Origin of the sequence: Sphingomonas sp. ABOLE (assembly GCF_003950455.1) — a bacterium.
GTDB lineage: Bacteria > Pseudomonadota > Alphaproteobacteria > Sphingomonadales > Sphingomonadaceae > Sphingomonas > Sphingomonas trueperi.
Genome location: NZ_QQWY01000025.1, coordinates 1 through 24372, shown reverse-complemented (window position 1 = coordinate 24372; position 24372 = coordinate 1). Strand labels below are relative to the sequence as shown.

The 24372-nt window shown below is 68.2% G+C and carries 17 protein-coding genes and 1 pseudogene; 8 read left to right on the top strand and 10 right to left on the bottom strand.

From position 1 onward, the window contains the following. The first annotated feature begins 14 nt into the window (after window positions 1-14). From CA234_RS15555 to CA234_RS15535, 5 genes are read left to right on the top strand one after another with little or no spacing between them, the layout of a single operon-like run. The gene (locus tag CA234_RS15555) at window positions 15-1247 is read left to right on the top strand and encodes a cupin domain-containing protein (RefSeq protein ID WP_126002142.1); all 1233 of its coding nucleotides are present in this window, start codon (window positions 15-17) and stop codon (window positions 1245-1247) included. 3 nt (window positions 1248-1250) lie between these two features. Then, on the top strand, window positions 1251-2459 hold the full coding sequence (locus CA234_RS15550) for a cupin domain-containing protein (protein ID WP_126002141.1): 1209 nt from the start codon (window positions 1251-1253) through the stop codon (window positions 2457-2459). Then, complete coding sequence (locus tag CA234_RS15545; protein ID WP_126002140.1) at window positions 2452-5625, top strand: type 2 lanthipeptide synthetase LanM family protein; 3174 nt, start codon at window positions 2452-2454, stop codon at window positions 5623-5625. The genes CA234_RS15550 and CA234_RS15545 overlap by 8 nt, the downstream gene beginning before the upstream one ends. A gap of 4 nt (window positions 5626-5629) precedes the next feature. After that, window positions 5630-7072, top strand: coding sequence for a S41 family peptidase (locus CA234_RS15540; RefSeq protein ID WP_126002139.1), 1443 nt, complete (start codon window positions 5630-5632; stop codon window positions 7070-7072). Then, complete coding sequence (locus CA234_RS15535; RefSeq protein WP_164521840.1) at window positions 7054-7797, top strand: phytanoyl-CoA dioxygenase family protein; 744 nt, start codon at window positions 7054-7056, stop codon at window positions 7795-7797. Before CA234_RS15540 ends, CA234_RS15535 begins: the two co-directional genes overlap by 19 nt. On the opposite strand, the gene CA234_RS15530 is transcribed toward CA234_RS15535, so the two are convergent. From CA234_RS15530 to CA234_RS15515, 6 genes are all read right to left on the bottom strand, one after another. Continuing rightward, entirely contained in the window at window positions 7740-9431 is a 1692-nt protein-coding gene (locus tag CA234_RS15530; protein ID WP_164521839.1) for a serine hydrolase domain-containing protein, read from the bottom strand. The two genes, CA234_RS15535 and CA234_RS15530, sit on opposite strands and share 58 nt — an antisense overlap. A 105-nt stretch (window positions 9432-9536) precedes the next feature. Next, window positions 9537-9695: a hypothetical protein gene (locus CA234_RS24410; protein WP_164521838.1), complete on the bottom strand. Its 159-nt coding sequence runs from the start codon at window positions 9693-9695 to the stop codon at window positions 9537-9539. Between the two features lie 253 nt (window positions 9696-9948). Beyond that, a complete protein-coding gene (locus CA234_RS24405) occupies window positions 9949-10101 on the bottom strand; it encodes a hypothetical protein (RefSeq protein WP_164521837.1) in 153 nt (50 codons plus the stop codon). Between the two features lie 78 nt (window positions 10102-10179). After that, window positions 10180-10470, bottom strand: a complete 291-nt coding sequence (locus CA234_RS15525) for a hypothetical protein (RefSeq protein ID WP_164521836.1) — start codon at window positions 10468-10470, stop codon at window positions 10180-10182. A gap of 167 nt (window positions 10471-10637) precedes the next feature. After that, entirely contained in the window at window positions 10638-12722 is a 2085-nt protein-coding gene (locus CA234_RS15520; RefSeq protein ID WP_126002136.1) for a RiPP maturation radical SAM C-methyltransferase, read from the bottom strand. After that, on the bottom strand, window positions 12719-14302 hold the full coding sequence (locus tag CA234_RS15515; RefSeq protein WP_164521835.1) for a D-arabinono-1,4-lactone oxidase: 1584 nt from the start codon (window positions 14300-14302) through the stop codon (window positions 12719-12721). The genes CA234_RS15520 and CA234_RS15515 overlap by 4 nt, the downstream gene beginning before the upstream one ends. 848 nt (window positions 14303-15150) lie before the next feature. On the opposite strand from CA234_RS15515, the gene CA234_RS15510 reads away from it, so the two are divergent. Then, the gene (locus CA234_RS15510) at window positions 15151-15861 is read left to right on the top strand and encodes a LuxR family transcriptional regulator (protein ID WP_164521834.1); all 711 of its coding nucleotides are present in this window, start codon (window positions 15151-15153) and stop codon (window positions 15859-15861) included. A 42-nt stretch (window positions 15862-15903) separates the two neighbouring features. On the opposite strand, the gene CA234_RS15505 is transcribed toward CA234_RS15510, so the two are convergent. Genes CA234_RS15505 through CA234_RS15495 form a run of 4 tightly spaced genes read right to left on the bottom strand, consistent with a single transcriptional unit; the run spans window position 15904 to window position 22121 of the window. Beyond that, window positions 15904-17199, bottom strand: a complete 1296-nt coding sequence (locus CA234_RS15505) for a glycosyltransferase (protein ID WP_126002133.1) — start codon at window positions 17197-17199, stop codon at window positions 15904-15906. Window positions 17200-17231: 32 nt separating this feature from the next. After that, complete coding sequence (locus CA234_RS15500; RefSeq protein ID WP_164521833.1) at window positions 17232-21239, bottom strand: non-ribosomal peptide synthetase; 4008 nt, start codon at window positions 21237-21239, stop codon at window positions 17232-17234. Between the two features lie 43 nt (window positions 21240-21282). After that, window positions 21283-21441, bottom strand: a complete 159-nt coding sequence (locus CA234_RS24400) for a hypothetical protein (RefSeq protein WP_164521832.1) — start codon at window positions 21439-21441, stop codon at window positions 21283-21285. Window positions 21442-21479: 38 nt separating this feature from the next. Continuing rightward, the gene (locus CA234_RS15495; protein WP_164521831.1) at window positions 21480-22121 is read right to left on the bottom strand and encodes an acyl-homoserine-lactone synthase; all 642 of its coding nucleotides are present in this window, start codon (window positions 22119-22121) and stop codon (window positions 21480-21482) included. A gap of 361 nt (window positions 22122-22482) precedes the next feature. Between CA234_RS15495 and CA234_RS15490 the strand changes: the two genes are divergently transcribed. Together CA234_RS15490 and CA234_RS15485 are read left to right on the top strand one after the other, a co-directional pair. Further along, window positions 22483-23979, top strand: coding sequence for a DHA2 family efflux MFS transporter permease subunit (locus tag CA234_RS15490; protein ID WP_125976770.1), 1497 nt, complete (start codon window positions 22483-22485; stop codon window positions 23977-23979). Window positions 23980-24043: 64 nt separating this feature from the next. Further along, window positions 24044-24372 (top strand): annotated as a pseudogene (locus CA234_RS15485) (hypothetical protein); the annotation flags it as partial.

The window sequence follows — 24372 nt, the reverse complement described above, 5'->3', positions numbered from 1 at the left end:
AGAGGCACTCCGACATGAAGCTGGCCGCAACCGCTGCGCCCCATCTCCCCGCTCCGGCGGAGGCCAAGCCGCGCGCGCCCGAAGCGCTGCGCTTCGACGACCTGATCTTTCCGCTGTCCCGCGACGCATTTCTCGCCGACTATTGGGAGCGCAAGCCGTATGTCGCGCCGGCCCGATCGGCGAACATGTTTCGCGCGCTCTTCTCCAGCCGCGACGTCGACACCTTCATCCATTACCAGCGGCCCGAGCCCGGCAGCATCGACCTGGTCAGCGACGAAGGGTTCGTCCGCGACAATTTCCTCAACGCCGACGGCACCGCCAACCTCAATCTCGTCTACCAAAGCTATCTCAAGGGCAGCACGATCATCCTGAGCGGGCTGGAGATGCGCTGGCCGCCGCTCGCCACCTTCTGCCAGCAGCTCGAGGGCGACCTGAACCACCGGGTAGGCGTCGCGGTGTACCTTACCCCGCCGCGCTCCAAGGGGGTGAAGCCGCATTTCGATACGCAGGAGGGATTTCTCGTCCAGGTCGACGGGACGAAGCGGTGGAAGGTCTATGCCCCGCTGCAGGAAGCACCGAAAGTGGAGGGATCGTACACGCCGGTCGACCGCGCCCAGCTCGGCGAGCCGATCCTCGACACGGTCCTGTCCCCCGGCGCGGTCCTCTATATCCCGCGCGGCTTCCCACACGAAGGGGTGGCCGAAGACGATAGCCCGTCGCTCCACATCACGCTGGAAATCCATGTCCGCTCCTGGTTCGACCTGATGCACGATGCGCTCGCCGCGCTCGCCGATCGCGACACCCGGTATCGACGCTCGCTGCCGCTGGGCTTCCTGCACGATGACGCCGCCATGGAGGCGCTGCGCGAGCAGTTCGAAGGGTTCAAGCAGCACCTCCAGCAGGAAGCGACGCTCGACGATGCCGTCCACAAGCATGTCGAGCATCTGGTCGTGGAGCGCCCGCCGCTGCCCGACGGGCATTTCGCGGTGCTGTTCGAGCCGATCCAGCTCGGCACCCGCCTTGAGCGGCGATCCATCACGCTCGCGCGCCTGATCGAAACGGAAGCGCAGGCCGGGCTGCAATTCTCCGGCAACAGCATCCTCGGCCCGGCGAAGATCCGCCCGGCGCTGGCCTACATCGCCGCGAACCCGCGCTTCGCCGTGGCAGACCTGCCGAGCCTGGCCGATCGCGAGAAGCTGGTCCTGGCGCGTCGGCTGGTCGCCATCGGCCTGTTACGGCTGGCGTAAGCGATGCTGCTGCTGGAACCCGAGCAGGATACGGCATCCCGACCGATCCTCGACAGCCTCACCGCGCCGATCTCCGCGCGCGCCTTTGTCGACGACTATTGGGAGCGCCGCTCCCTTGTCGTCCCGAGCGGTGATCCCGCGCGATTCACCCGTCTGTTCCGGCTGGAGGACATCGGGCGGCTTCTCCACTATCTGAAGCCCGCGCCGCCCGAGGGCATGCTGCTCGTCAAGGACAGCCAGCATTACGGGCAGCGCTGGACCAATGCCGACGGCACCCCGCGGCTCACCGCGGTGCGGGCGGCGCTCGGCGAAGGCTATTCGCTGATCGTCAACGGTATCGACAAGCTGTGGGAGCCCGTCGAGCGCTACGCAATGGCGCTGCAGGCCGAGCTGCAGCATCCGGTCGACGTCAATCTCTATGTCACGCCCCCGGGTGCGCGCGCCTTTTCGCACCATTGGGACATCATGGACGTGTTCATCCTGCAGGTCTCCGGCAGCAAGGCCTGGCAGGTTCGCACGGCGGCGACGGACCGGCCGCTGCGCGACGAACACGCCCCGGTGACCGGAGAATTGCCGCCGCTGGTGTTCGACGGCGATCTCACCGCCGGGGGCATGCTCTACATCCCGCGCGGCCACGTCCATTCGGCCGCCGCGACCGACTGCATGTCGGTACATCTGAGCATCGGCGTCCATCCGAGGACATGGCTGGATCTCCTGCAGGCCGGGATCAAGGCGGCGCGCGCGGACGAGCGGCTGCGCGGGGCGCTACCGCCCGGCTATCTGGACGGCAGCGGGATCCGCGAGGAATTCCGCGCGCTGGTCGCCGCCCTGCCCGCCTTGCTCGATCCCGATCGCGCGCTGGGGCAACTCGCCGAGGATTGGCTGGTCGAACGCGCGCCACCGCCCGGCGACGACTTCCTGCACGCGCCACCGGCGCTCCGCGAAGACACGATCGTCCGGGTGCGGGAGGGCATCGCCTGCCAGGTGTTCGAGGCAGCAGGCATGGCCGGCATCCGCTATTCGGGCGGGCGCATCTCCGGCCCGGCCAAGATCGGCCCGGCGCTCCACCATCTTTCCCGCCACCGCCGCGCCGCGATCCGCGACCTGGATCCCGGGCTGAGCCTGCGGGAGGTGCAGGTGCTGGCGACGCGGCTGGTGCGCGAAGGCCTGCTCGAGGTCGAGCCCGTCGCCGAGCACCGGTACGATGGCTGACACCCCGGGGGAGGCATATCTGCGGCAGCTCGTCATCGGTGCCGCGACCATCGCCGAACGCCTGCACGGCCCCTTCCGCCCTGTCGACAGCCCGGCATCGGCCGAGCTCGCACAGGCCCGCCTGGCGCAGTGGCGCGCCAAGATCGGCGGGGCCGATCCCTCGGCCTTCGCCCGTCGGCTGGCCTGGCTCGACACCACGCCGGAAGCGGCGCAGCGCCGCCTCGGCCTGCTGCATCACACCGGGCCGCTGCCGGACTGGACCGACTGGATCACGCGGTCGCTCGCGGCGATCGAGCAGCATCCCACCAAGGTACCCGCCTGCCCCTTCGGTGCGCTGGTAGCGCCGTTCGTCGCCGAAGCGCGCCGCGCGCTCGCACCGGTGCTGGCGCCCGGCTTTACCGAGGCGGCGACCGACGCCCTGTTCGGCGACCTCGCCGAAGCGCTCAGCCATCTCGCCGCACCCGCTTTCTATCTGAAGTTCGCAGCCCGGCGCAGCGCCGCCGGGAGGGACGCGGCGGCAGCATCCTCGACCGCCTGCTATGACGCGTTCGTCGCGGAGATGCTCGCGGGCGGCATGCACGGCTTCCTGCTCGAATATCCGGTCCTGGCGCGGCTGCTCGCCACGACCCTCGCCGATTTCGTCGCCAACACCACCGCCATGGCCGAAGCGCTGGCCGCCGACCGGGCGGACATCGCCCGTATCTTCGCCGGCGGCAGCGCGCCGGGGAGGGTCGCGGGCCTCCGCACCTCGCTGTCGGACCGGCACAATGGCGGCCGCACCGTTTCGATCCTCACCTTCGAGCGCGGGCTGACGATCGTCCACAAGCCGCGGAACATCGATGTGGAGCGGGCATGGTTCGCCTGGCTGGCCGACCTCAACGACAACGGTGCGCATTTCGGGCTGCTGCGGGTATTGTCCCGCGAGAGCCATGGCTGGGTGGAATATGCCGCCCCTGCCCCCTGCGCGGATTCGGGTGATCTGCCCGCCTATTATCGGCGCGCCGGCATGCTGCTCGCGCTGCTCTACGCGGTCGAGGCATCCGACTGTTTCTTCGAAAACATCGTCGCGCGCGGGGCGTATCCGCTGCTGATCGACATGGAAACGCTGATGCATCCGGTGATCCGGGGCCCCAGCGATCTCTCCCCGGCCGAAGCGGTCGCCGGCGACATGCTGTTCAACTCGGTGTTTCGCGCCGGTTTCCTGCCGGCGTGGGAAATGGGACCGGCGGGGCACTGCGTCGACATCAGCGGCCTCGCCGCGGCACCGGGCCAGGTCACCTCCTATGTCCGTCGGGTCTGGCGGGACGCCGGTACCGACGCGATGACGCTCGCGCAGGAGCCGATCCTGGTCGACAGCAGCGACCATCTTCCCTCGGCCAATGGCGTACCGGGGCAGGCCGTCGACCATGTCGAAGCGCTCGTGGAAGGCTTCGCGCACATCTATCGACGCCTGATGGCCGAGGCACCGCGCTGGGCCGGGGCCGGGGGCGACGGGCTGGCGCAGCGCTTCGCCGGCAGCGAAATCCGCTTCGTCTTCCACGCCACGCGGATCTACGGACTGGTCCTCAAGCGGCTGGGCGCCCCCCGGCATCTGCGCGACGGTGCCGAACGCAGCATCGAAATGGACGTCATCAGCCGCTTCTACCTGGAAAGCCACAAGCAGATGCGCTTCCGCCCGCTGCTCGAAGCCGAGCTCGCGGCGCTCGAACGGCTGGATATCCCGAAGTTCACCGTCCGCACGACCGAGCGCGGCTTGCGGCTGCCCGCCGGCATCGCGCTCGACGACCTGTTCGAGGAATCGGCGATCGAGCGGGTGCAACGCCGCATCCGCTCGCTCGACGAAGCCGATCTGCAGCTGCAGCAGGAATTCATCCGCGCGTCGCTGGGGCTGGCGCAATCGGTGGTGCAGCATGTGCCCACGTCCCCGACTTCCGACGCGGAACCGACCCCAGCGGAGGCGCCGCGGGACCTGATCGAAGCGGCGCGCACGATCGGGGAGGAACTGGCGGGCAAGGCAATCCTGTCGGGCGGCGCGGCGACCTGGATCGCGCCGCAGCTCCTGCCGGGTGCCAATCGACACGAATTCCGCCCCCTGCGCATGGACCTCTATTCCGGCATCGCCGGCGTGGCGCTGTTCTTCGCCGCCCTGGCGCGGGTGACGGGATCGGGGCGCGACCTCGCCATCGCTGCCTTGGCGACGCTGCAGCGCCATCTGCACGCCGCAACGCCCGAACAACTGGTACGCGAAGGCTATACGCTCGGCGCTGCGACGGGGGCGGGCGCCTTCGTCGCGACGCTTGCCTGGTGCGGCGAACTGCTCGCTCAGTCCGACCTGTACGCCGAGGCCATCGCCTTCGGCAGCAGGATCAGCCCCGCCTGGATCCGCGACGACACGGCGTTCGACGTCATGTCCGGATCGGCCGGCGCGATCCTGGGATTGTTGTGCCTGCACCGCCGCTGTCCCGATCCGGTGCTGCTCGACAAGGCCCTACAGTGCGGCGACCACCTGCTGGCCAGCGCGATCCGGAGCGGGACGGGGATCGCCTGGCCCGCCCCCGGCGGAGGACCTCCTCTGACCGGCTTCTCGCATGGCGCGGCCGGTATCGCCGCTGCCCTCGACCGGCTGGCGAGGGCAACCGGCGAGGCGCGCTTCGCGGCCGCGGCGGCGCGAGCGATCGCGGCGGAGAACGACGCCTTCGATCTGGCCGAGGGCAATTGGCGCGACCATCGCCATGGCGGCGGCGACCTTGCGACCGCGCCGCGCTATATGACGACCTGGTGCCACGGCGCGCCCGGGATCGGCATCGGGCGTGCGTCGCACGGGGCACCAGCCGAGCACCGGCGCGATCTGGAAGTCGCGCTCCGCACGACAGAACGCCACGGCATCGGCGATCGCGACGGACTGTGCTGCGGCGCGCTCGGCCGGGCCGAGCTTTTCCTGCTGCCGGCGGCCCGCCTGCTCGATCCTGCGGCGCCCGCACGTGCGCAGGCCTGGGCCGGCCAAGTGCTCGCGCGGCGGCGCCAGGCGGGCGGCTACCGGCTGGCCGGACGCGGGGGGCAGGAGTTTTTCGACCCCTCTTTCTTCCAGGGATTGTCAGGCATCGGATACCAGTTGCTGCGGATCGCCGCGCCGCAGACGCTGCCCTCGGTCCTTGGCTGGGAATAGCGCCATGGATGCGCAGAGCCTGCACGCGGTGGAGGATGCGGCCTGCGCGGCACCGGCAGAGGATGCGGACCGGCTTCTGATCGATCGGGCCTTGCGCGCCTTCGACCAGATCTGCGTGCACCTGCCCGATCGGCGTGCCCAAGGAATCGATCCGCTGGCCCGGTTGCGGGCACTCGCTGCCAACCCGCCCGCGCCGCGTACCCACTTGTATCGCGCATTGATGGGAGTCTTCGCGGCGTTCGGGGATCGCCACACCCGCCTCGTCCTGCCGCCCGCCGAGAGCCAGCGCTTCGCCGCCCTGCCCTTCACCGTCGCCGCATGCTGGGACCAGGGGGGCATGACGTTGCTCGTCACCGGATCCGCCGACCCGCGGCTCCGGCGCGGGGACCGGCTCCATGCCTGGAACGGCCAGCCGACCGCAGCGGCGCTGGATGCCCATGGCACTGGGCAACTCGGCGCGAACAGCGAAGCCCGCCGCGCCAAGGCGATCCAGACGCTCACGATCCGGCCGCTCGGCCTCCTCCCGCCGCCCGAGGAGCAGGCCGTCGCCATCGAGGTGGAAACGGCCTCGGGTGCCCGCCGCATGACCGTTGAATGGCAGGTCGCGAGCGCCGAGGAGCTGGCCCGCGCATGCGCCGCCTGGATTCCGCCCGAACCGGACTTCGAGGCGGTCACCGGCGACCTGCGCCATCGACGGATTGCCACGCCGGGCGGGGATATCGGCTGGATTCGCATCGCCTCGCTCCAGGCGCCGGCCGACCCTTTCCTGCCCATGCTCGCCGAGGTGCTGGATCGCCAGCCTCGCACGGGCGTGGTGATCGATCTGCGCGGCTGCGAGGAAGGCTTTGTCCAGACCGGCGAACGCATGCTCGGCCTGTTCACCGATCGACCGATCACCCCCCTCGGCTTCGCGCTGCGCTCTACCGACTGGATGCGCGATCTCGCGAACCACTGCGCGGCCTTGGCGCCCTGGCGCGAGCCGATCGAGGCCGCCAGGCGGGCCGGCACCTCCCACACCGCCACGCGCCCGCTCACCCCGTCGCCGACCATCGGCCCGCACGTCCGGCCTTATCCCGGGCCGGTGATCGTGCTCGTCGATGCGCGCACCTACAGCACGGCGGAGATGTTCGCCGCCGGCGTGCAGGACCACCGCCTCGGCAAGGTGATCGGAGTCGCGCCGCGCACGGGCGGCGGCGGCGGCGTGGCCTGGTCGCAGCAGCTGATCCACCGGCTGAGCGGCGACCCGTTGTTCGCGCCGGACGAGGACGCCGCCAGCCTGCGGGTCGCCGTGCTGCGATGCCACCGTACCGGCGCGCAGGCCGGACGGCGCATCGAGGGCGGAGGTGTCGTGCCCGATGCGGTCCATGCCCTGACCCGGCGGGACCTGCTGGAAGGCGAAGCCGACTTGATCGAACGGGTGGTCCACGAATGCAAAATGATGCAGTGAGCAACGGCTATCACGATACCGGTTTCGCCCATCTTCGCGGTGTGCTGGACCCGGCATTGGTCGCCGCCTGGCAACCGCAGCTGATGGAGGCCGCCCACGATTTGCCCAACCGCGCGAGCGGACAGGAAATCGCAGCGGTATTCGAACCCCATCGCGCGGCGCCGGCGATCGCGCACATCCTCACCGCGCCGGTGCTCGGCAGGATCGCGGCAGACTGGCTGCGCACAGAAGCGATCCGGCTCGTCGCGGCGGCCGCCTATATCAAGCCGCCGGGCGCTCCGGCCACCTTCTGGCACCAGGACCTGTGGTTCTTTCCGATCGTCGATGCGACGATGCTGACGCTCTGGCTCCCGCTCGCCCCGATCGATGCCGCGCTCGCGCCGATGGTCTACGCCGCCGGATCGCATCGCGACGGGTTCACCGAAGCATCGTACGACACGCCACCGGAAGGAAAACTGCTGCTTCGCGCGGCGCCGATGGCGCTTGGCGACGTTGCGATCCACGATGGCTGGACGCTGCATGCCTCGGATCCAAATGGCGGAACGACGGCGCGCGAGGCAGTCGGCCTGTCCTATATTCCGGCCGATACCCGCTTCGCGACGCGGGATGCCCTGCAAGCCTCGCCCGCGCGCTGGCAGTGGCTGGCGCCGTATCTGGACGACGCCAATTACCGCGAGGGCGCGCCGGTGGACGGGCCGGCGTGCCCCGCCATCGCCTTGTCCTGATCGGCGCACAGGGTCGCCCTGCGCTCGAAGCGCAGATCCCAGACGCGCTCGGTGCTGACCAGCATCGCCGCGACCGCGCCGGCCGCGTCGCGTTCGAAGCGGATCGAGAGGCCACCCGCACAGGCGAAGTCGTCCTGCCTCAACGGCATCAGCGGGTGCGCGCCGCGCCGGCCGCGGTCCAGCACCAGCGCCTCACCTTGCAGCGCTACCCGGTACGCGACATCCAGTTCCGCGCTGTCGTAGATCCCGACATAGTCCGTGACGGGTGCCGGCGTCCCCGCGGCTTCGGGAGGCACCGCCTCCAGCGAGGCCGTCTGGGTGCCGCCATAAAAGGTCCGGAATTGCATCGGCGCACCGGGTTCCACCAGGAATTCGCAGGTCGCATCCAGGCCGAGGAAAGCAAAGCTCGCCGGGCCGGTGGGTGCGAGCTCATAGTCGGGGCCGCCCGGCGGACAGAGAAACAGGCGGCCGTCGCGGTAGCGCACCTCGACGCGATCCTGCCCCCCCGGCTCGCCATAGCTTCCGCAAAAGGCGAGCAGCGCATCGCCCGCCGGCATCTCCGCTCCCACCGCACGGCTCGCTTGCGCGGGCGCGGCGGCACGATCCGCGGCGGCCCCGAACGCGTCGGCCAGCAGATGATCGGCGATCTTCCGGGCGATCTGGCCCGGTGGCGCGGTTGCCGTGTTGCAGAAGATCGCGACGGCCAGGCGCTGCACCGGAAAGCGCAGATAATGCGCGCGGAAGGCAGCATCGCCCCCGGCATGTTCCGCGACCTCCAAGCCTCGATAGCGTCCGATCGCCAGGCCGAAGCCATAGCCGGTCGACTGCCCGTCGTTGAGCAGACCGGGGCGATGCATCGCCGCGATCAATGCCTGCGAACAGATTTGCGGCTGCAGCAGATGCTGCTCCCAGGCGGCGAAATCGGCGACGGTGGTGAACAATCCCGTCGGCCCCGCCGTCGCATAGGCGGGGTTGTTGATGCGCAGCGTGCCGTCCGCCGCGCGCGCATACGCATCGGCCCGCCCCTGCAGCGGCAGGTCGAAGGCATCGCGGAAACAGGTTCGGTGCATCCCCAGGGGCACGAACAGCGCCTCGTGCGCAAAGGCCCGCAACGCCATGCCGGTGACGCGCTCGATCGCCGCGGCAAGGATCGTGTAGCCGCTATTGATGTATTGGAAGCGCGTGCCCGTCGCGAAGTTCAGCGCGCGCTGCCGGCCGCATAGCCCAAGGATATCGGCGTCGCGCTTCACGTCCTCGTGCCGCCAGCCCGCCAGATCGAGCAGCCCCCATTGATCGCGCAGCCCGCTGCAATGGTGGAGGATCTGGCGCGGCGTGATCTCTCGTGCGATCGGGATTTCCGGGAACAGCGCCCCGAGCGGCTGATCGAGGTCCAGCATCCCGCGCTCGGCAAGCAGGGCGACGCAGAACGCCGTCACCTGCTTCGACAGCGACGCGACATGGAAGACCGTGCCGGGCGTTATCGGCATGCCATGCTCGACATTGGCCAGGCCGAAGCCGCGCAGCAACAGCGGCTGGCCGTCCCGATAGATACCCAGCGCCGCACCCGGCCCATCGTTGGTGGCCCAGGCAAACAGGCTGGTCAGGAAATCAGGACCAATATCGGCTAGAGCCATATCGGTGCAAACACGCGGAACGGGAAATGGGGGAGCGTCACAACAACGCCCCTCCATTCCATCAACGCCTGCCATCCGGGGCGTGCCTGGATTGCACGTCGCCGCTCAGCACCCCTTGTTGCAATTGGCACCCCAGGAGCACGATCCTTCCGCCATCTGCAACAGCTGCTCGTCGGTCAGTTCCTCGCCTAGCATCAGATCGATCTTGGCTTCTTCCACGCGCTCCACGCCCGTGTCGACGCCCGTATCTGATTGCACGTTCATGCGTAATTCTCCCTCAAACCAAATTGCGCTGGCAGGGACTCATCTCACCTCGACGCCCTGATCCGGACCAAAACGGGATCCTTTCGCTTCTCGGTCTCAGCAACCGCCCCGAGCGAGACCCCAATTGCCTCCTCGCGTTGCGGGGGCGACGGATCGGGCGTAGGAGTGGGCTCTTGTCAGTGCGTCTTGGTAGTATCTGCCGAACTGCCAGCAATAGGAGCATCCGGCTTCCCCAATAGCTTGCCTGCCGAGATCAGCCGCGGCAGTTGGCACCCCAAGAACAGGAACCCTCGGCCATCTGGAGCAACTGCTCATCCGTCAGCTCCTCGCCCATTTCCTGTTCGAGCGCGAGCTCCGCGATCTTGCGCGAGTCGACGTTGGTATCGATGATCTGTCCGCTTTCCATGTCCTATCCTCCAGATTGTGGATCAAGCAAATCCTTCATCCCATACAAGAATACATGCATGTATCGAATGATAGTTCTTCAATAGGTCCGCGCCGCTGCACCGGACACATGTGCGACAGTCGCACCAAGGGCGAACCATATCACCTCTGCAGGCACCGATTCCGGCTTCTCCTTGATGGTGAATTCAGCCGTCTTCTTCCCCGGATCATAGCTATACCCGACTACGGTCTTGCCCAGCCCCGGCGTATCCGTCGTTGCCGTTCCGGAATTCTCGCCATCGTACACGGTGTTATGCTGAGTCTTGCTGATTGCTTTGAGGCCTGCCCATTCTTCAGCCGAAAGGTCGGTAACGGTGTTTGTGCTCATCATCCGACTCCCAAGTTGTTTGAATCCAAAAGACTTGGATTCGATTATATATAATTTCTCCGTGCCGTGATGGTCAACGTATAAACCGATCCGATTCACGCATATTCATGACAATTGCTTGCATGACGATCACGGCATCTAGCTGCTTTGCGGGCCGTTGCGGCCAGCCTTCATGCAAGCACCTCCTCCAAGGCGGCATGATCTTCGTACCAAGCCCTCAGATTGGTCGTTCCGCCGGGGAAGTCGGCCGGACCATCCGGGATGGGGGCAAGCTGGCGCAGCGCAAGCGCGAGGTATCGGCCATTCTGCTCCAGCAGGAGCTCCCGACGCACCAGATCGGCGAGAAGTTCGCGGACCATTGCTTCGTCGACCGGCAGCGAATCCGAAGCGAGCAGCGTCATCAGTTGCGCCAAGGAAATGATGCCGTCGCACGCGGCATAGAGCCTCGCGGCGAGCCCCGTCAGCCGATAGCCGGCCGCCGGCGCTCCCGGCCGCGTGTCCGCAGCGACCAGGTCCGCCCCGTCGGGCTGGACCAGCAACGCCGGGCGGTCGGCGGGATCCTCGCGGTCCCATGCCTGCTTCCAACTGCCGACGATCCGCACCACGCGCTTCAGCTGCGGGCGCTCGGCCAGCATCCGGGCCGCCGGCGGCCGCCCCACGGCATCGAAATAATAAGCGAGCTCCTTCAGGTCCGCCGCTGCCACGGGGTACACCGATTCATAGCTGGGATATGGTGCCAGAGTGAGCCCGAAGTCCGCCGCACGCTGATGGTAGGGGCTGAAGCGGTGGAACTGGATCCGGTCGATGCCGGGCGGCTGCAGATGCGCCACCCGCGGCAGCCAATCAGCCATCTCGCCATACCATCCGTCGCACTCGCCCGGCACATCCCACAAGAAGTTCCAGGTGATGAAGATCCCGAGCTCGCGCGCCCATTTCAGCAGTTGCACATTCTGCAGCGCGGTCGTGCCCTTGTCGATCAGCCGGAGGATCTCGTCATGCATGGTCTCGATGCCGGGCTGCAGGCGCCGGATACCTGCGGCCGCGATCAGCTCCAGATGGTCGCGGCGGAGATTGGCCTTGGTTTCGAAAAACAGCCTGTAGGGCTCCTCCTCGGCCAGTTGCGGCAGCAGCGTCCGGAAATACTTCATGTCGAGGATGTTATCGACGACGTTGAACTTCCGAATCTGGTGACGCTCCGACAAATGCCGAAGCTCGCCGAGCACGCGCTCCGGCGCTTTCGAGCGGAACGCCATGTTGCCGCCGTTCAGCCCGCAGAAGGTGCAATGCTTTTTCGCGCCCCACCAGCACCCGCGCGACGTCTCCACCGCCAGGCCGGGATCGATATAGGGGCGCAGCGGCGACGCCTCGAGCGCCGCGAAGTAATCGTCGAAATTGGGCGCGGGGACGTCGTTCATGTCCCGCACCGATGCGCGGGGAGCGGCGGCGCCGGTGCCGACCCGGTCGATATTCGCCGCCCCCACCACGCCGTCCGCCAGCGCTTCGGCCGGAAGATCCCGCCCTTCCGCGAGCAGCCGCGCGCACAGTTCGGGGAACAGCGTGTCCGCTTCGCCCGAGACGACGAAATCCACCCATGGAAAACAGCGGCGGGTAGCGACGCCCATCGCCCCTTCGCAATTGGCACCGCCCATCACCGTGATGACGCTCGGGTCGAGTGCGCGGATGCGGCGGAGCAAGGCGAGCGACGCGCAATGCTGGAAGAAAGTCGACGTACAGCCGACGATCCTGGGCCGTACCGAGAGAATCTGGCGCGCGGCACGATCGACGAAGTCCGGTGCCGCCGCCCGCGCCCGCAGCAGCGCGCTGCGGGGATCGTCGCGAAACCCGCTGCGCAGCAGCAGCCCGCGCGACACCGCCGCCGAAAGCACCGTGTCGAGATAGGCCTCCTGGTCGGGCGCGAACTCCGGAAAGGCCGCCCCGGCGAAGGTCCACTCACCGACCAGAAACTCCTGCTTGCTGTCCGCAATGAACGAGAAGACGTCCAGGCCAATCTCCTCGGCGAACCAGAGGCAGGGAAACCAGCTTCGGGTGGCAATGCCGCGATGCTCGAGCGCGCTCTGCAACAAGCCCAGCGCAACCGATGGCTGGTCGATGACCGGATAGGGCATCGAGACGAGGCAGACGTCCTTCCGCCCCACCTGTCCGCCACCCGCGATGCCCGCACCCTCGGCTTCCAGTCCGCCCCCCAGGAAGGGGACGGCCGGCGCGCGCGCAGACGCTGCACCGCCCTGTCTCATCCCTCTAGCAGCGCGCGAAGATAGGGGTTGTAGAAGGTGCCGCCTGGATCCTGCGACTGGCGATAGGCGGCAAACGCCTTCAGCGGAGCTCCCCGCCGCTCGCGCAGCTCGGCGAGAAAATTGGGATTGAATGCTGCCGTGTAGTTGCCGGGCGGCCCCTTGGGATCGTAGAAGCCGTACATCTTGCCGTTGTGCGGCAGGCCCCCCATTGCCACCCATGCACGTTCGACATCGGCGAAGAACTGCAGCAGCGCAGGCGGATATTGGTCGGTGCTGACCGCCTCGACGAACCCGATCAGATCGAGATTGACGAAGAGCGTGCCGGGATCGGCCGTGTACGTCCCCGCCATGGCCACGTCGCTGCCCGTCACGAAGCGGAACTCCATCGGCGCGGCGATGTAGAAGGAGCTTCCCTGCTGCATGCGCTTGCCCACGACCTGCAGGCTGTCCCACACCCTGCCCAGCGATTCCGCATCGATGGCGGGCATCGGCAGGAAATAGGACATGAACATCACCCGCGCGGCTTCGGTCAACCAGAGATCGGAATGCGCGGCCGCCGCCTCGGCGACAGACTTGCTGATCGACGCGATCCCGGCAACGGTAAGGCCGCCGGCCGACAGCTTGGCCTTTTGCGCCTCGATCGCCACCCACTCGGCAACCGCCTCGCCCGGCAGCAAAGGCGCGCCGAATTCGTCCTCCTGCGCCAAGGTACAGGCATCCTGTGCCGGTACGGGCTGGTTGGGCAGTTTTTCCGCAGGATCGACGACGTCCCAGCAGGCGGCGAAATATTCGTTGGTGATCGGCCACACGAAATAGGGATTGTAGAAGACCTCGACGCGATCGTGGCTGGTCAGCAGTTGCTGGAAACGCTGGGCGAACGCGTCCCGACTGGTGGCATCGAACGAAACGCTGCTCGCCTGGAGCGTCGTCGCATAGGGGCGATCGAGCACATCGATCGTCACCGAGGTGACGATGCCGAGCCCGCCGAGATTGACGCGCGCGAACTGCATCGGCTTCCAGCCGTCCACCGCGCTGCTGGTCTCGTCGATCGTAACCACCGTGCCGTCGGCGCGCAGAATCGTGAAGGAGGAGACCGTGCCGGCGAAGATCGGCGCATCGATGGTCGCCCCGTGCACGTCCACCGCGGTCATGCCGCCGATGCTGAAAAAGCCGCCTGCGGTCACGGTGCGCAGCATCAGGTTGTTGCGGGTCAACAATTCGTCGACCTGATCTTCGCGAACACCGGTATTCACGGTGATGCGCTTGTTCACGACATCGACCACCATTGTCTGGTCGCCTGAAGGCCCCAGGTCGGCATAACAGGACATGTCGACCAGATAGAGCGGGCGGCCGGACGGGTCCGACGTACCGATCACCAGGGGTGGCTGCGAATGGCGCTGCCCGGACACGCGCAAGACGGCATTGTCGGAAACGGCCTTTTTCAAGACCTGCTTCAGCTCGTCCAAGTTCTTCGGCGTGAAATAATATCCCCCACCCCCTACTGGCGGCTGGTAGGTGATATTTTTTGTCCAGTTGCTCCAGGCAGTACTAGACGATGCCGCGATCTGCGTGCCCGTCATAAGCCCCCCTCCGAGTCGAACATCAGATGCATTGACCGTTATCATGAATTATCGCGAGTCGCAAAATCACGCCCGAAGATATTATCGAACTCCGAACGAGCTCATCGGAACGCCACTACATGGGCATGCATCCATATTGGCAGTACCGCGCCCGTCCTATCTTGCACCGAAGCTGCGATATCATGTTCCACACACACCAAGGGAAGCCTAAGAGGCCGAACAGGTGCGCTAAATTTCTGCGGCATATGCACCGCGACCTAGGCTTCACCTTGTTGCGGAAGGCAATTTGGTGCATTCGCTATGGCTTGGCGGCCCAAACCGCTCCGATCGCCCGCCCCCGGAACGGCCGATCGAGGCGCGCACCTTCGCCGATTTCGGCGACGCGATCATGGTAGCGATAGCGGCTGCGCGGGGATTGCAGACCAGATAGAGTCCACGTGCCATCGGGAGACCGTGCGAGGCTCCATGCCGAGCGCCGCGCGATCGCCCGGCTAAAGATGCCGGGAAGGGCGACAGGCCGAGGCGGGGCCGTACCAGCCTATGCTTTTCACCGACCGGCCCGACATTTACCGCCTGGCACAGGTATCGCTCGGGTTCGGCTGGTTACAATTGCTATACCGGCCACAAAAATTGATTGTTTAAACGTTTTTCAGATACCAATTTATGCAAACGTTCGATCAACTGGCGCCTGCGCGGGCGCCGCCATGATCGCTCCGCACGGGACGCGGTGCGGAGCGGGGCGAGGATGCAAGCGGCGCGGAGGTGTCATGTGGTTGATGCTCGATGATCGCCTATAGCCTGCCTTTCTCGCATCGGCCGCGCGCCGTGCCTTGGGTATGGCCGCTCCTATGACCGCCGCGGTCTCGCACGGCTTGCTGACGATCGCGGCGGATTTCGGGGCAGCCGTCGACGTCGATCAGCTTTGCGTGCGATTCGCCGCCGCCGTCGCCAGCGTCGGAAACTTCCACTTCGCCCTGGGGCGCTTCGGGCCCAACATGCAGCGCGCCGAAGAGGTGATCTTCGTGCACTATCCCGAAGCCTGGCAGCGCCATTACCACGCCAACGACTACATCAAGATCGACCCCACGATCAACGCGATCGCGCATCAGGACATACCGTATAGCTGGACGGAACTTGGCGGCCTCGACGGCGCCCAGCGCCGGTTGCTCGACGAGGCGCGAGCCTTCGGCGTGGTGACCGGGTTCACCGTACCGATCCACATGACCGACGGGACGACCTTCGTGGCGAGCTTCGGCGCGGGCGACGTCGATGCGCTGAATCGCGCCCGGCCGTTCCTCAGCATGATCTCGGCGCAGTTCCTCGAACGCTACAAGGCGCTGGCCGGCACGCCCAAATCGCCGATCCGCCTGACGCCGCGCGAACGCGACTGCATGACCTGGACCGCGCGCGGCAAGAGCGCGTGGGAAATCGGCGTCCTGCTCGGCATCAGCGAGAACACGGTCAATTTCCACGTCAAGAATGCCTGTGCGAAACTAGGCAGCAACGGGCGGATGCTGGCCGTGGTCAGCGCGATCATGCTGGGCGTCATCTCGCCCTGACCATGTCGCGCCGCTCCGGGCCCGCAGCGTGCTGGGCCGGGCCTATGCGAGCTGGCGGGCTCGACCGGTCTGCACCGCCGGCAACACGCCCCAGCGCTCCAGGGCATGGGTGGCATTCTCCATCCCCGTCTCGGCCCGGAGCAGGCTGCCGAGCCGTTCAGCCGCCGCGCGAACGCCTTCACGCTCCGCCAGGAAGATCGCATCGGCAAGGTCCTGCGCCGTCATCGTCCGGCGATCGAGCAGGACCGGATTGACCCCGGAGCGCTCGAGCCGCCACGCCCAGTAGAACTGATCGGCCAGGAACGGCACGACGACCTGCGGTAGCCCTGCCCGCGTGGCGGCTGCCGTCGTCCCGGCCCCGCCGTGATGCACGGCGAGCGACACCCTCGGGAACAGCCAGTCATGGGGTGCATCCCGGAGGAACAGCACGTTGGGCGGCGCCTGCGCCGCCTCCAGCGCGCCCCAACCGGTCGCAACGATCGCGCGACGACCGGTCCGCCGAACCGCGTCGAGAACCAGACGGGTGAAGCGCTGCTGATCGCCGCTGAGCATGCTGCCGAACCCGACATAGAGGGGCGGCGGCCCGGCATCGAGGAAGTCGCGCAGCGCCGGTGGCGGCGTCCAGTCGTCCCCCTGGTCGAGCGACCAGAAGCCGACGACCGCCGCCCGCCCCGGCGACCAGTCGGCCGGCTGCGGCTGCAGGTGCCTGCTGAACGCGTAGAGGACGGGTTGCGGCCGTACCCGTTGCTCGCGTTCGTACCAAGGGCCGAGGAGCGGGAAGGCGCGCAGCCCCAAGGCCTCGCGCAACGCATTGGACGGTCGCGCCATCAGCCGCCACATCGCGATGCGCAACGCATGCGAGAGGGCGAGATTGGCGGTACCGGGCAGGCGCAGGCCGGGCAGCGGCCAGATCGGCGCCAGGTGCCGCGACGGGGTCAGCGGCATGAACTGCGCCTGGACAAACGGCACGCCGATCTTTTCCGCAATCGCGGCGCCGAGGATCGTGCCCGAGCCAGAGCCGAGGACGAGATCGGCGCCCCGGGCCGCTTCCATCCCCTGCCGCGCCCATTGCGGCGCCCAGGCCATCATCGTCGCTGCGACCGACCCGGCGATCCTCAACTGGTTTCCGCCATCGATCAGCGCCCGCTCGCGCGCCATCAACGCCGCATAGTCCGATTCGATCGGGGCCAGCCGCAGGCCCACCTGGTCGATCAGCGCGCGGTGACGGTCGCTCGTGGCGATCGTCACCGCATGGCCGAGCGCCTGCAGATGGCGGCCGAAGGCGGCGAAGGGCCGTACGTCGCCCTGCGTCCCGATGGTGAAGATGGCGATGCGCATGTCGTGCCTCCGTCGCCGTGCCGCCGCCGCCGCTAGGGCCGTTCGACCGCGACCAGCGCAGAGTCCTGCGCCAGCGCATCGAGGTGGCGGGTAAGGATGCCGCCGATCCGCGCAGCATGGGCGGGCAGCATCATGTCCTGATGCCGACAATCGACCTCGTGAATGGTCAGCAGGCCCGCCAGATGGCTGCCCCACACGGTGGGGCTGTCATGGATCACCGCACCGGCGCCGTCGCCGCCGCGCAGGGCCGCGCGGAGGAACAGCGCATCGGTATCCGCATGGCCGGGCCGGTATCGCCGCGCCAGCCCGAGATTGTGTACGGTCACGGCGCGGAGACGCTCGATGAACGCGGGGACGTCGCCGATTTCCTGCCCCAGCGTCGCCGGCAGCGCGCCCATGTCGATCGCCGCAGCGATCAGCTCGACCAGCGCATCCGTCGTCTCGGGCATCGGCGCGCCCGGATCGGGCTGCAGCTTCAGGAAATCCAGCGCGGCGCGGATGAGCACCGTCTCTTCCATGTCCTCGGGATCGGCCTCGGTGCCGAGGAAGGGATAGGAATCGAGCAGCGCAAGCAGGGCCACTTCTTCGCCCGCGCTGCGCAGGTGAGAGGCGATGCCATGAGCGATCAATCCGCCCATCGACCAGCCGATCAGGTGATAGGGACCGGCCGGCTGCACCGCGCGGATCTGCTCGAGATAGATCTCGACCAGGGCCTCGATCGAGGCAGGGCGGGCCTCGCCCTGGAGCAGCCCGATATCCTGGAGCGCATAGACCGGGTGACGCTGGGGCAGATGCGGCGCCAGCGTGGCGAAGCTCCACCCCACGCCCAGCACCGGATGGAGGCAGAACAGCGGCGCGGCATCGCCTTCGCTGCGGAGCGGCAGCACCAGGTCGAGGAAGCCGGAACCTTGCGCACTGCCGTCGAACAGCGGCGCCAGTCCCGCGATAGTCGGTTCGGTGAACAGATGGCCGAGCGAGAGATCGGCGCCCAGATCGGCCAGCGCCGCCACCAGATGCACCGCGCTCAGGCTGTCACCGCCGAGATCGAAGAAATTGTCGTGGATGCCGATCTCCTCGACCCCCAGCACCGACCGCCAGATCTGCGCGAGCATGATCTCGGTGGGCGTGCGCGGTTGCGCCGAAGCCGCGCTTTCGATGACGTCCTGCTTGCCCGGACGCGGCAGCGCGCGGCGATCGAGCTTGCCGTTCGGCGTCCGCGGCAGCGCGTCGAGATAGTGGAAGCGCGACGGGATCATCTGCGGCAGCAGCATCGTCGAAAGCGCCCGGCGCAGCTTCGCGGGTTCGGCGGGCAGGTGCCCCTCGCCGGCGACGAGATAGGCGACCAGCATCGCCCCCTCGTCCCCGCGTTCGAGCACGACTGCGGCCTGTTCGATCCCGCTCAGCCGGAGCAGCGCGGATTCGATCTCCGCCGGCTCGGCACGGACGCCCTTGATCTTCACTTGGTCGTCGTTGCGCCCCAGCGTCCGCACCACGCCGTCGGCATCGCGCACCGCGCGATCGCCGGTGCGGTAGAGCCTGGCGCCGGCCGCGTCGGTGAAGCGATCGGGCGGAAAGCGTTCGGCGGTCAGCGCCGGCTGGCCGAGATAACCGGTCGCGACACCGTCGCCGCCGATCGCGAGTTCGCCGATCGTGCCGTTGGGCAGCTGGATGCCATAGGTATCGACGACATGCAGCTGGGTGTTGGCGAGCGGACGGCCGATCGCCGGGAGCACCAGGTCCGCCGTGCCGATCTGCTGCGCCGTCGACCAGATCGTCGTCTCGGTGGGGCCGTACAGGTTGAACACCGCGCGCCCGAGGCCGAGCAACCGCTCGGCGAGCTGGCCGGACAGGACTTCGCCGCCGGTCAGCAGCAGCAGCCCGCGCAATGCCTCGCCCTGGCCGGCGCCGAGGATCGCCTGCCACATGGTGGGCGTCGCCTGGAGCGCGGTCACGCCGTGGCGCGCGATCGCCTCCGCCAGCCGCTTGGGATCGCCCGCCTCCTCGCGCGTGGCGACCACGACGGTCCCACCGGCGACCAGCGGCAGCAGCAGCTCGAGCACCGCAATGTCGAAGGTCACCGTGGTGATCGCCAGCAGGCGCTCGTCGGGCGCGACCGAGAGGATTTCCCGCATCGACAGCAGCAGGTTGCGGAGGTTGGCGTGGGAGACGACCACGCCCTTCGGCCGCCCGGTGGTGCCCGAGGTATAGGTGACATAGGCGGTGCCGGCCGGAACCCGCGGGGCCGGATCAGCATCGCCGCCATGAAGCACGCCTGCCGCGCCGGCGCGTGCGAGCACCAGACGCGGAACGGCGATCGGCAGGTCCATGTCGGCGTCGCACAGCACCAGCGATGGGCGCGCGTCTTCCAGGATGGCGTGCAGGCGGTCGACCGGGCCGTGGCCGTTGAGCGGCAGCCAGGCGGCGCCGCTCTCGGCGATGGCGAGCAGCGCGGTGACCAGCCGCCGGTCGCGCGGCAGCACGACCGCGACCAGGTGGCCCGGCCCCACCCCCGCTGCGGCCAGTTGGCGCCGCAGTGCTTCGACATCCGCACCGAGCACGCGATAGCTGAGCGCTCCCGCTGTATCGATCACCGCAGGCGCATCGGGGCGATCCGCCGCCTTGCGGCGCACCAGCGCAGGTGCGTCGTCGGCGGGCCAGGCACGCTCGGCCGCGCGGACCTGTGCCGCCCAGCGCTGGCGCTCATCGCCGCCGATCAGGTCGTGCGCGACCAGCGCGACCTCCGGATCGGCGAGCACCGCGGACATCAGCCGTTCGACCCGTGCGAGATGCGCGTCGAGTTCTTCATGCGTGTAGAGCCCCGGATTGGCATCGAAATCCATCCGGATGCCTTCGCCGTCCTGCCGGTCGAACAGGAAGACGGTCAGGTCTTCCATCGCCCCGTTGCTCAGATTGTGGCTGCGGGCGGTGGCGCCGCCGAAGCGCAGCGCATAATCGAACGGCTCGATGTTGACGCTGAACCGCGCGAGGTGCTGGTTGATCTCGTTGAATCCCAGCTCGCGGCGCAGATCCTCGTAGCGGAATTGCTGGTGCCGCAACGCGCTCTGCAGCACCCGGCGGGACTGGGTGAGCAGCTCGACGAAGCTGGTCTCGCGCACCGGCCGGAAGCGCAGCGCGACCACGTTGGCGACCAGGCCGGGCACCTGGCGCAGGGTACGGCTGCCGCGCCCGGTCATCGGCATGCCAACGACGAAATCCTCCTTGCCGGTCATGCGGAACAGATAGGCGGCGAGCATGGCGGTGAGGCCCTGCGGCAGCGTCGCGCCATGGCTGCGCACCAGCACGCGCAGGCGCTCCACCATCTCGGCCGGGATCGTCCAGGACCGCCGGATGAAGCCGCCATCGGCGCCCGAGGCGGCGGTATTGCGGCGATCGAGCCGCATCGACAGCGTCGGCGCATCGGGCACGTCGCGCAGTTGCTCCACCCAGTATTTGCGATCGGTTTCGCGGCGATCGGAGTCGCGATAGCCCTGCTCCTGCTCGACGAGCAGGGCGATCGGCAGAAAGCCGTGCGGCTCGGGCGCGCGCTTCTCGACGAACGCGGTATAGACCTCGGCAAGACGCGCCGCGAGCATGCCCCCGGTGAAGCCGTCCAGCGCGATATGGTGGCAGCATTGCAACCACATAAAGCGCTGCGGGCCGAGCTTGAGCAGCGCGCTGACCCATAAGCCATCGCGCTCCAGATCGAGCTGCGCGAGGATACGGGCGCGCATCCAGGCCAGCGCCGCCGCGTCCGGATCGAGTTCACCGCTGACATCGACGAACGGGAATTCGGTGCGCACCGACGGCACCACCCGCTGCATCGGGCCTTCGGGGGTCTGGACGATCTGGATGCGGGTAGTCTCCGCTTCCTCCGACACTTGGGTGATCGCCGCCACGAACAGATGCGGGTCGATATCCCCCAGGATCTCCACCGCCTCGGCGATGTTGAAGGTGGAACCCGGCGGCGCGATCTGGCTGCCGATCCACAGGCCGCGCTGGGCGGTGGTCAGTGGCAGTAGTTGCTCGGATCCATGCTGCATCGCGTCGACTCCCCCTTGTATGCCCCAATGGTCTGAAACTGCGTCACGTCGGCCGCTTCGCCCGATCGGCGGCCGGCGCCGTGCTCGACCGGTCGACGGCTGCGCCGCCGGCGGAGCGCTCCGCATGCGCGAGTGCCGCGGCCACCTCGTCCAGCGCGGCGGCCTTGGCCTCGCGCTGCAGGTAGCGCAGCGCTTCGGCCATCCGGCTAGCGATCCTGCGGCGGTGCGGCAGGTGCATGGTCACGCCGCCTGCACGACGGGGTGGCAGGTGCCGCCCTGCCCATCGGCGAGCACCCGGTGCGGCACGCCGAGCCGCTGCCGCGCGGCCAGGAGAATCGCTTCGGAGACCGGCACATAGGCGCTCGCCACCGGCCAGCGACCGAGCGTGTCGGTCTGCTGCAGCAGGCGGTGCGGCAACCCGGCCGCAGCCAGCGCGCCACGCAACACCCAGAGCGGCGAAATCAGCAGATAGCGCTCGATCCCTTGGCAGATTCCGAATTCCAGCGAGGCCAGGATGAGCTCGCTCGTCACCATCCGGCGCAGCGGCGCCGGCAGCGCGCGGTCGACCGCGAAACGGGTATTCTCCCAGACCGTCTCGGTGCGCGGCGGCCCCTCTTCGGGTGCGAGTTCGGGCCACAAGGTCTCGGTCATGTAGGGGCGCGTGGTGGGGAGCAGCCGCACCATCCCGCGGACCCGCGTGGCATGGTCCCGCCACAGCAGATAGCGCGCGGCGGGGGTGTCGAACTGGTCATATTCCATGCCGTCGAAATGCGGGACGTTCCACCCGGACCGGACGACGAACTGGTCATGCCGGAAGCGATATTGATCGGCGAGCGCATCGCCGAACAGATGCGCCGATTGCCACGTCACCAAGTCGATCATGACCGCCCCTCGTCGTGTTCGCTGCGGCGCACAATCGGTGTTGGAGGGCGCTGCGCCTACTCCCAGATCTGGTAGGGTCGGGCGCCCGGCCGCCCGTTTCCGAGGAGTCCCAGGGAGCGGAAGGCCTTGGAGGTGCGGGTGCGCCGCCGCGTTTGCGGCAGGCGGGCGCATCGGACCCAGTATCGGCGCGGTGGCGCCTGCCCGCATACACATCCGCACAGCCGATGGCGCAGGGGGTGCGAAAACGATTTCATCGACCTATCGCCGTAGCAGGTTTATCGAACGAGCAGATCAGCTTCCGGGAATGGACGGAAAAGAGCAAAGGACCGGCATGCGGTGGAGACGACGTAACCTGGCCTCGATGAGCGCCGATGTCGGCGACGGGCTGGCACCGGCGGTGGAGGCGGTCACCACGCCGACCAAGGCGCCCCCTGGCGGCGGCAGCGGCTACCGCGCGATCGCGCTCGTCGTCGCGGCCGCCCTGTTCATGCAGCAGCTCGACGGCACGGTGCTGACCGTAGCGCTGCCGACGATGGCACGCGACCTCGGCACCTCCGCCACCAGCCTCAGCCTCGCGCTGACCAGCTACCTTCTGGCCCTCGCGCTGTTCATTCCGGCGAGCGGCACGCTGGCCGACCGATTCGGCTCGCGCACCATCTTCTGCGTGGCGATCGCCATCTTCCTCGCCGGTTCCATCCTCTGCGCGCAGGCCGGCACGCTGCCGATGCTCGTCGCCGCCCGCTTCCTGCAAGGGATCGGCGGCGCGATGATGGTGCCCGTCGGCCGGCTGGTGCTGCTGCGCAGCGTCGCCAAGGAAGACATGGTCCAGGCGCTGTCCTGGCTGGTGATGCCCGCGCTGATCGGGCCGATCCTGGGGCCGCCGCTGGGCGGCTTCATCGTCACCTGGCTCGACTGGCGCTGGATCTTCTACCTCAACCTACCGATCGGCATCGCCGGCATCGTCGGCGCGCTGTTGCTGGTACCCGAGATCCGCGGCGACTCGCGGCCGCGGTTCGATACCAGCGGCTTCTTCCTCTCCGGCGTGGCGCTGGGCTGCCTGTTGTTCGGCTTCGAACTGTCGAGCCGCCCCGGCACCGGCCGCGTGGCGCTGGCGCTGCTCGGCATCGGCCTGGTCTTCGGCCTCGGCTATGTCCGGCACGCCCGGCGCACCAGCGACCCGATCCTCGATCCGCGGCTGATGCGGATCGACACCTTCCGGCTGTCGGTGATCGCCGGTTCGCTCACCCGCATCACCCAGGGTGCGCAGCCCTTCCTGCTGCCGCTGCTGTTCCAGCTCGGCTTCGGCCTTTCCGCCGCGACCACCGGCACCATCACCATGGTGGGCGCGATCGGCGCGCTGGCGATGAAGGCGCTGGCGCCGCGCGTCCTGCGCCGCTGGGGCTTTCGCGACAGCCTGATCGTCTCTGGGCTGGTGAGCAGCCTCGGCTATGCCAGCTGCGCGCTGTTCCGGCCGGACTGGCCGGTCGCCGCGATGGTAGCGGTGCTGGCGCTGTCGGGCTTCTTCACCTCGTTCCAGTTCACCGGCTACAACGCCATCGCCTATGCCGATGTCGAGAAGCAGGAGATGAGCGCGGCGACCAGCCTATACGCGACCTTCCAGCAGCTGACCCTGTCGCTCGGCATCTGCACCGCCGCGACCGCGCTGGAGCTGGGGCCGCGGCTGGCGCACCGCGAGGCGCTCCACCTCGGCGACTTCTCGCTGGCCTTCGTGATCGTCGCCGGCATCTCGGCCTCGGCGCTGTTCTGGAACCGCCGCTTCGCGCACGACGCCGGCGCGGCGATGAGCGGCCATCGCAGGCATTCGGAGACGAATGGCCGCACCGCCGGACAGGGCTGACGGCCTCGCTACCCTATGGCGCGACAACCGGCATGCGGCTAGCGTTGCCCCAGATTGGGGGATCATGAAGATGCGGCGTGTGCGTTCGGGCGTTTCGGCGATGGTGTTGGCCGCATTGCTGGCCGGCTGCGGCGGTGGCGGCAGCAGCGGGCCTGGTACCATCGTCCAGCCCGGCACCGGCACCGGCACCACCACCCCCGCCCCGACCAGCGCCCCCAGCCCCGTCCCGACCGCCCTGAACCCCTCGACCAGCCCCAGCCGCGCCCCGCCGCCGCCCCCGGTCGCCACCACCGCCTGCACGACACTCGCGCCGACCCGGCCCAAGGCCCCGCCGGCCGCCCGCCCCACCACCCCCCCCACCCCGCCCACATCCCCCACCCCCCCGCCACGCTC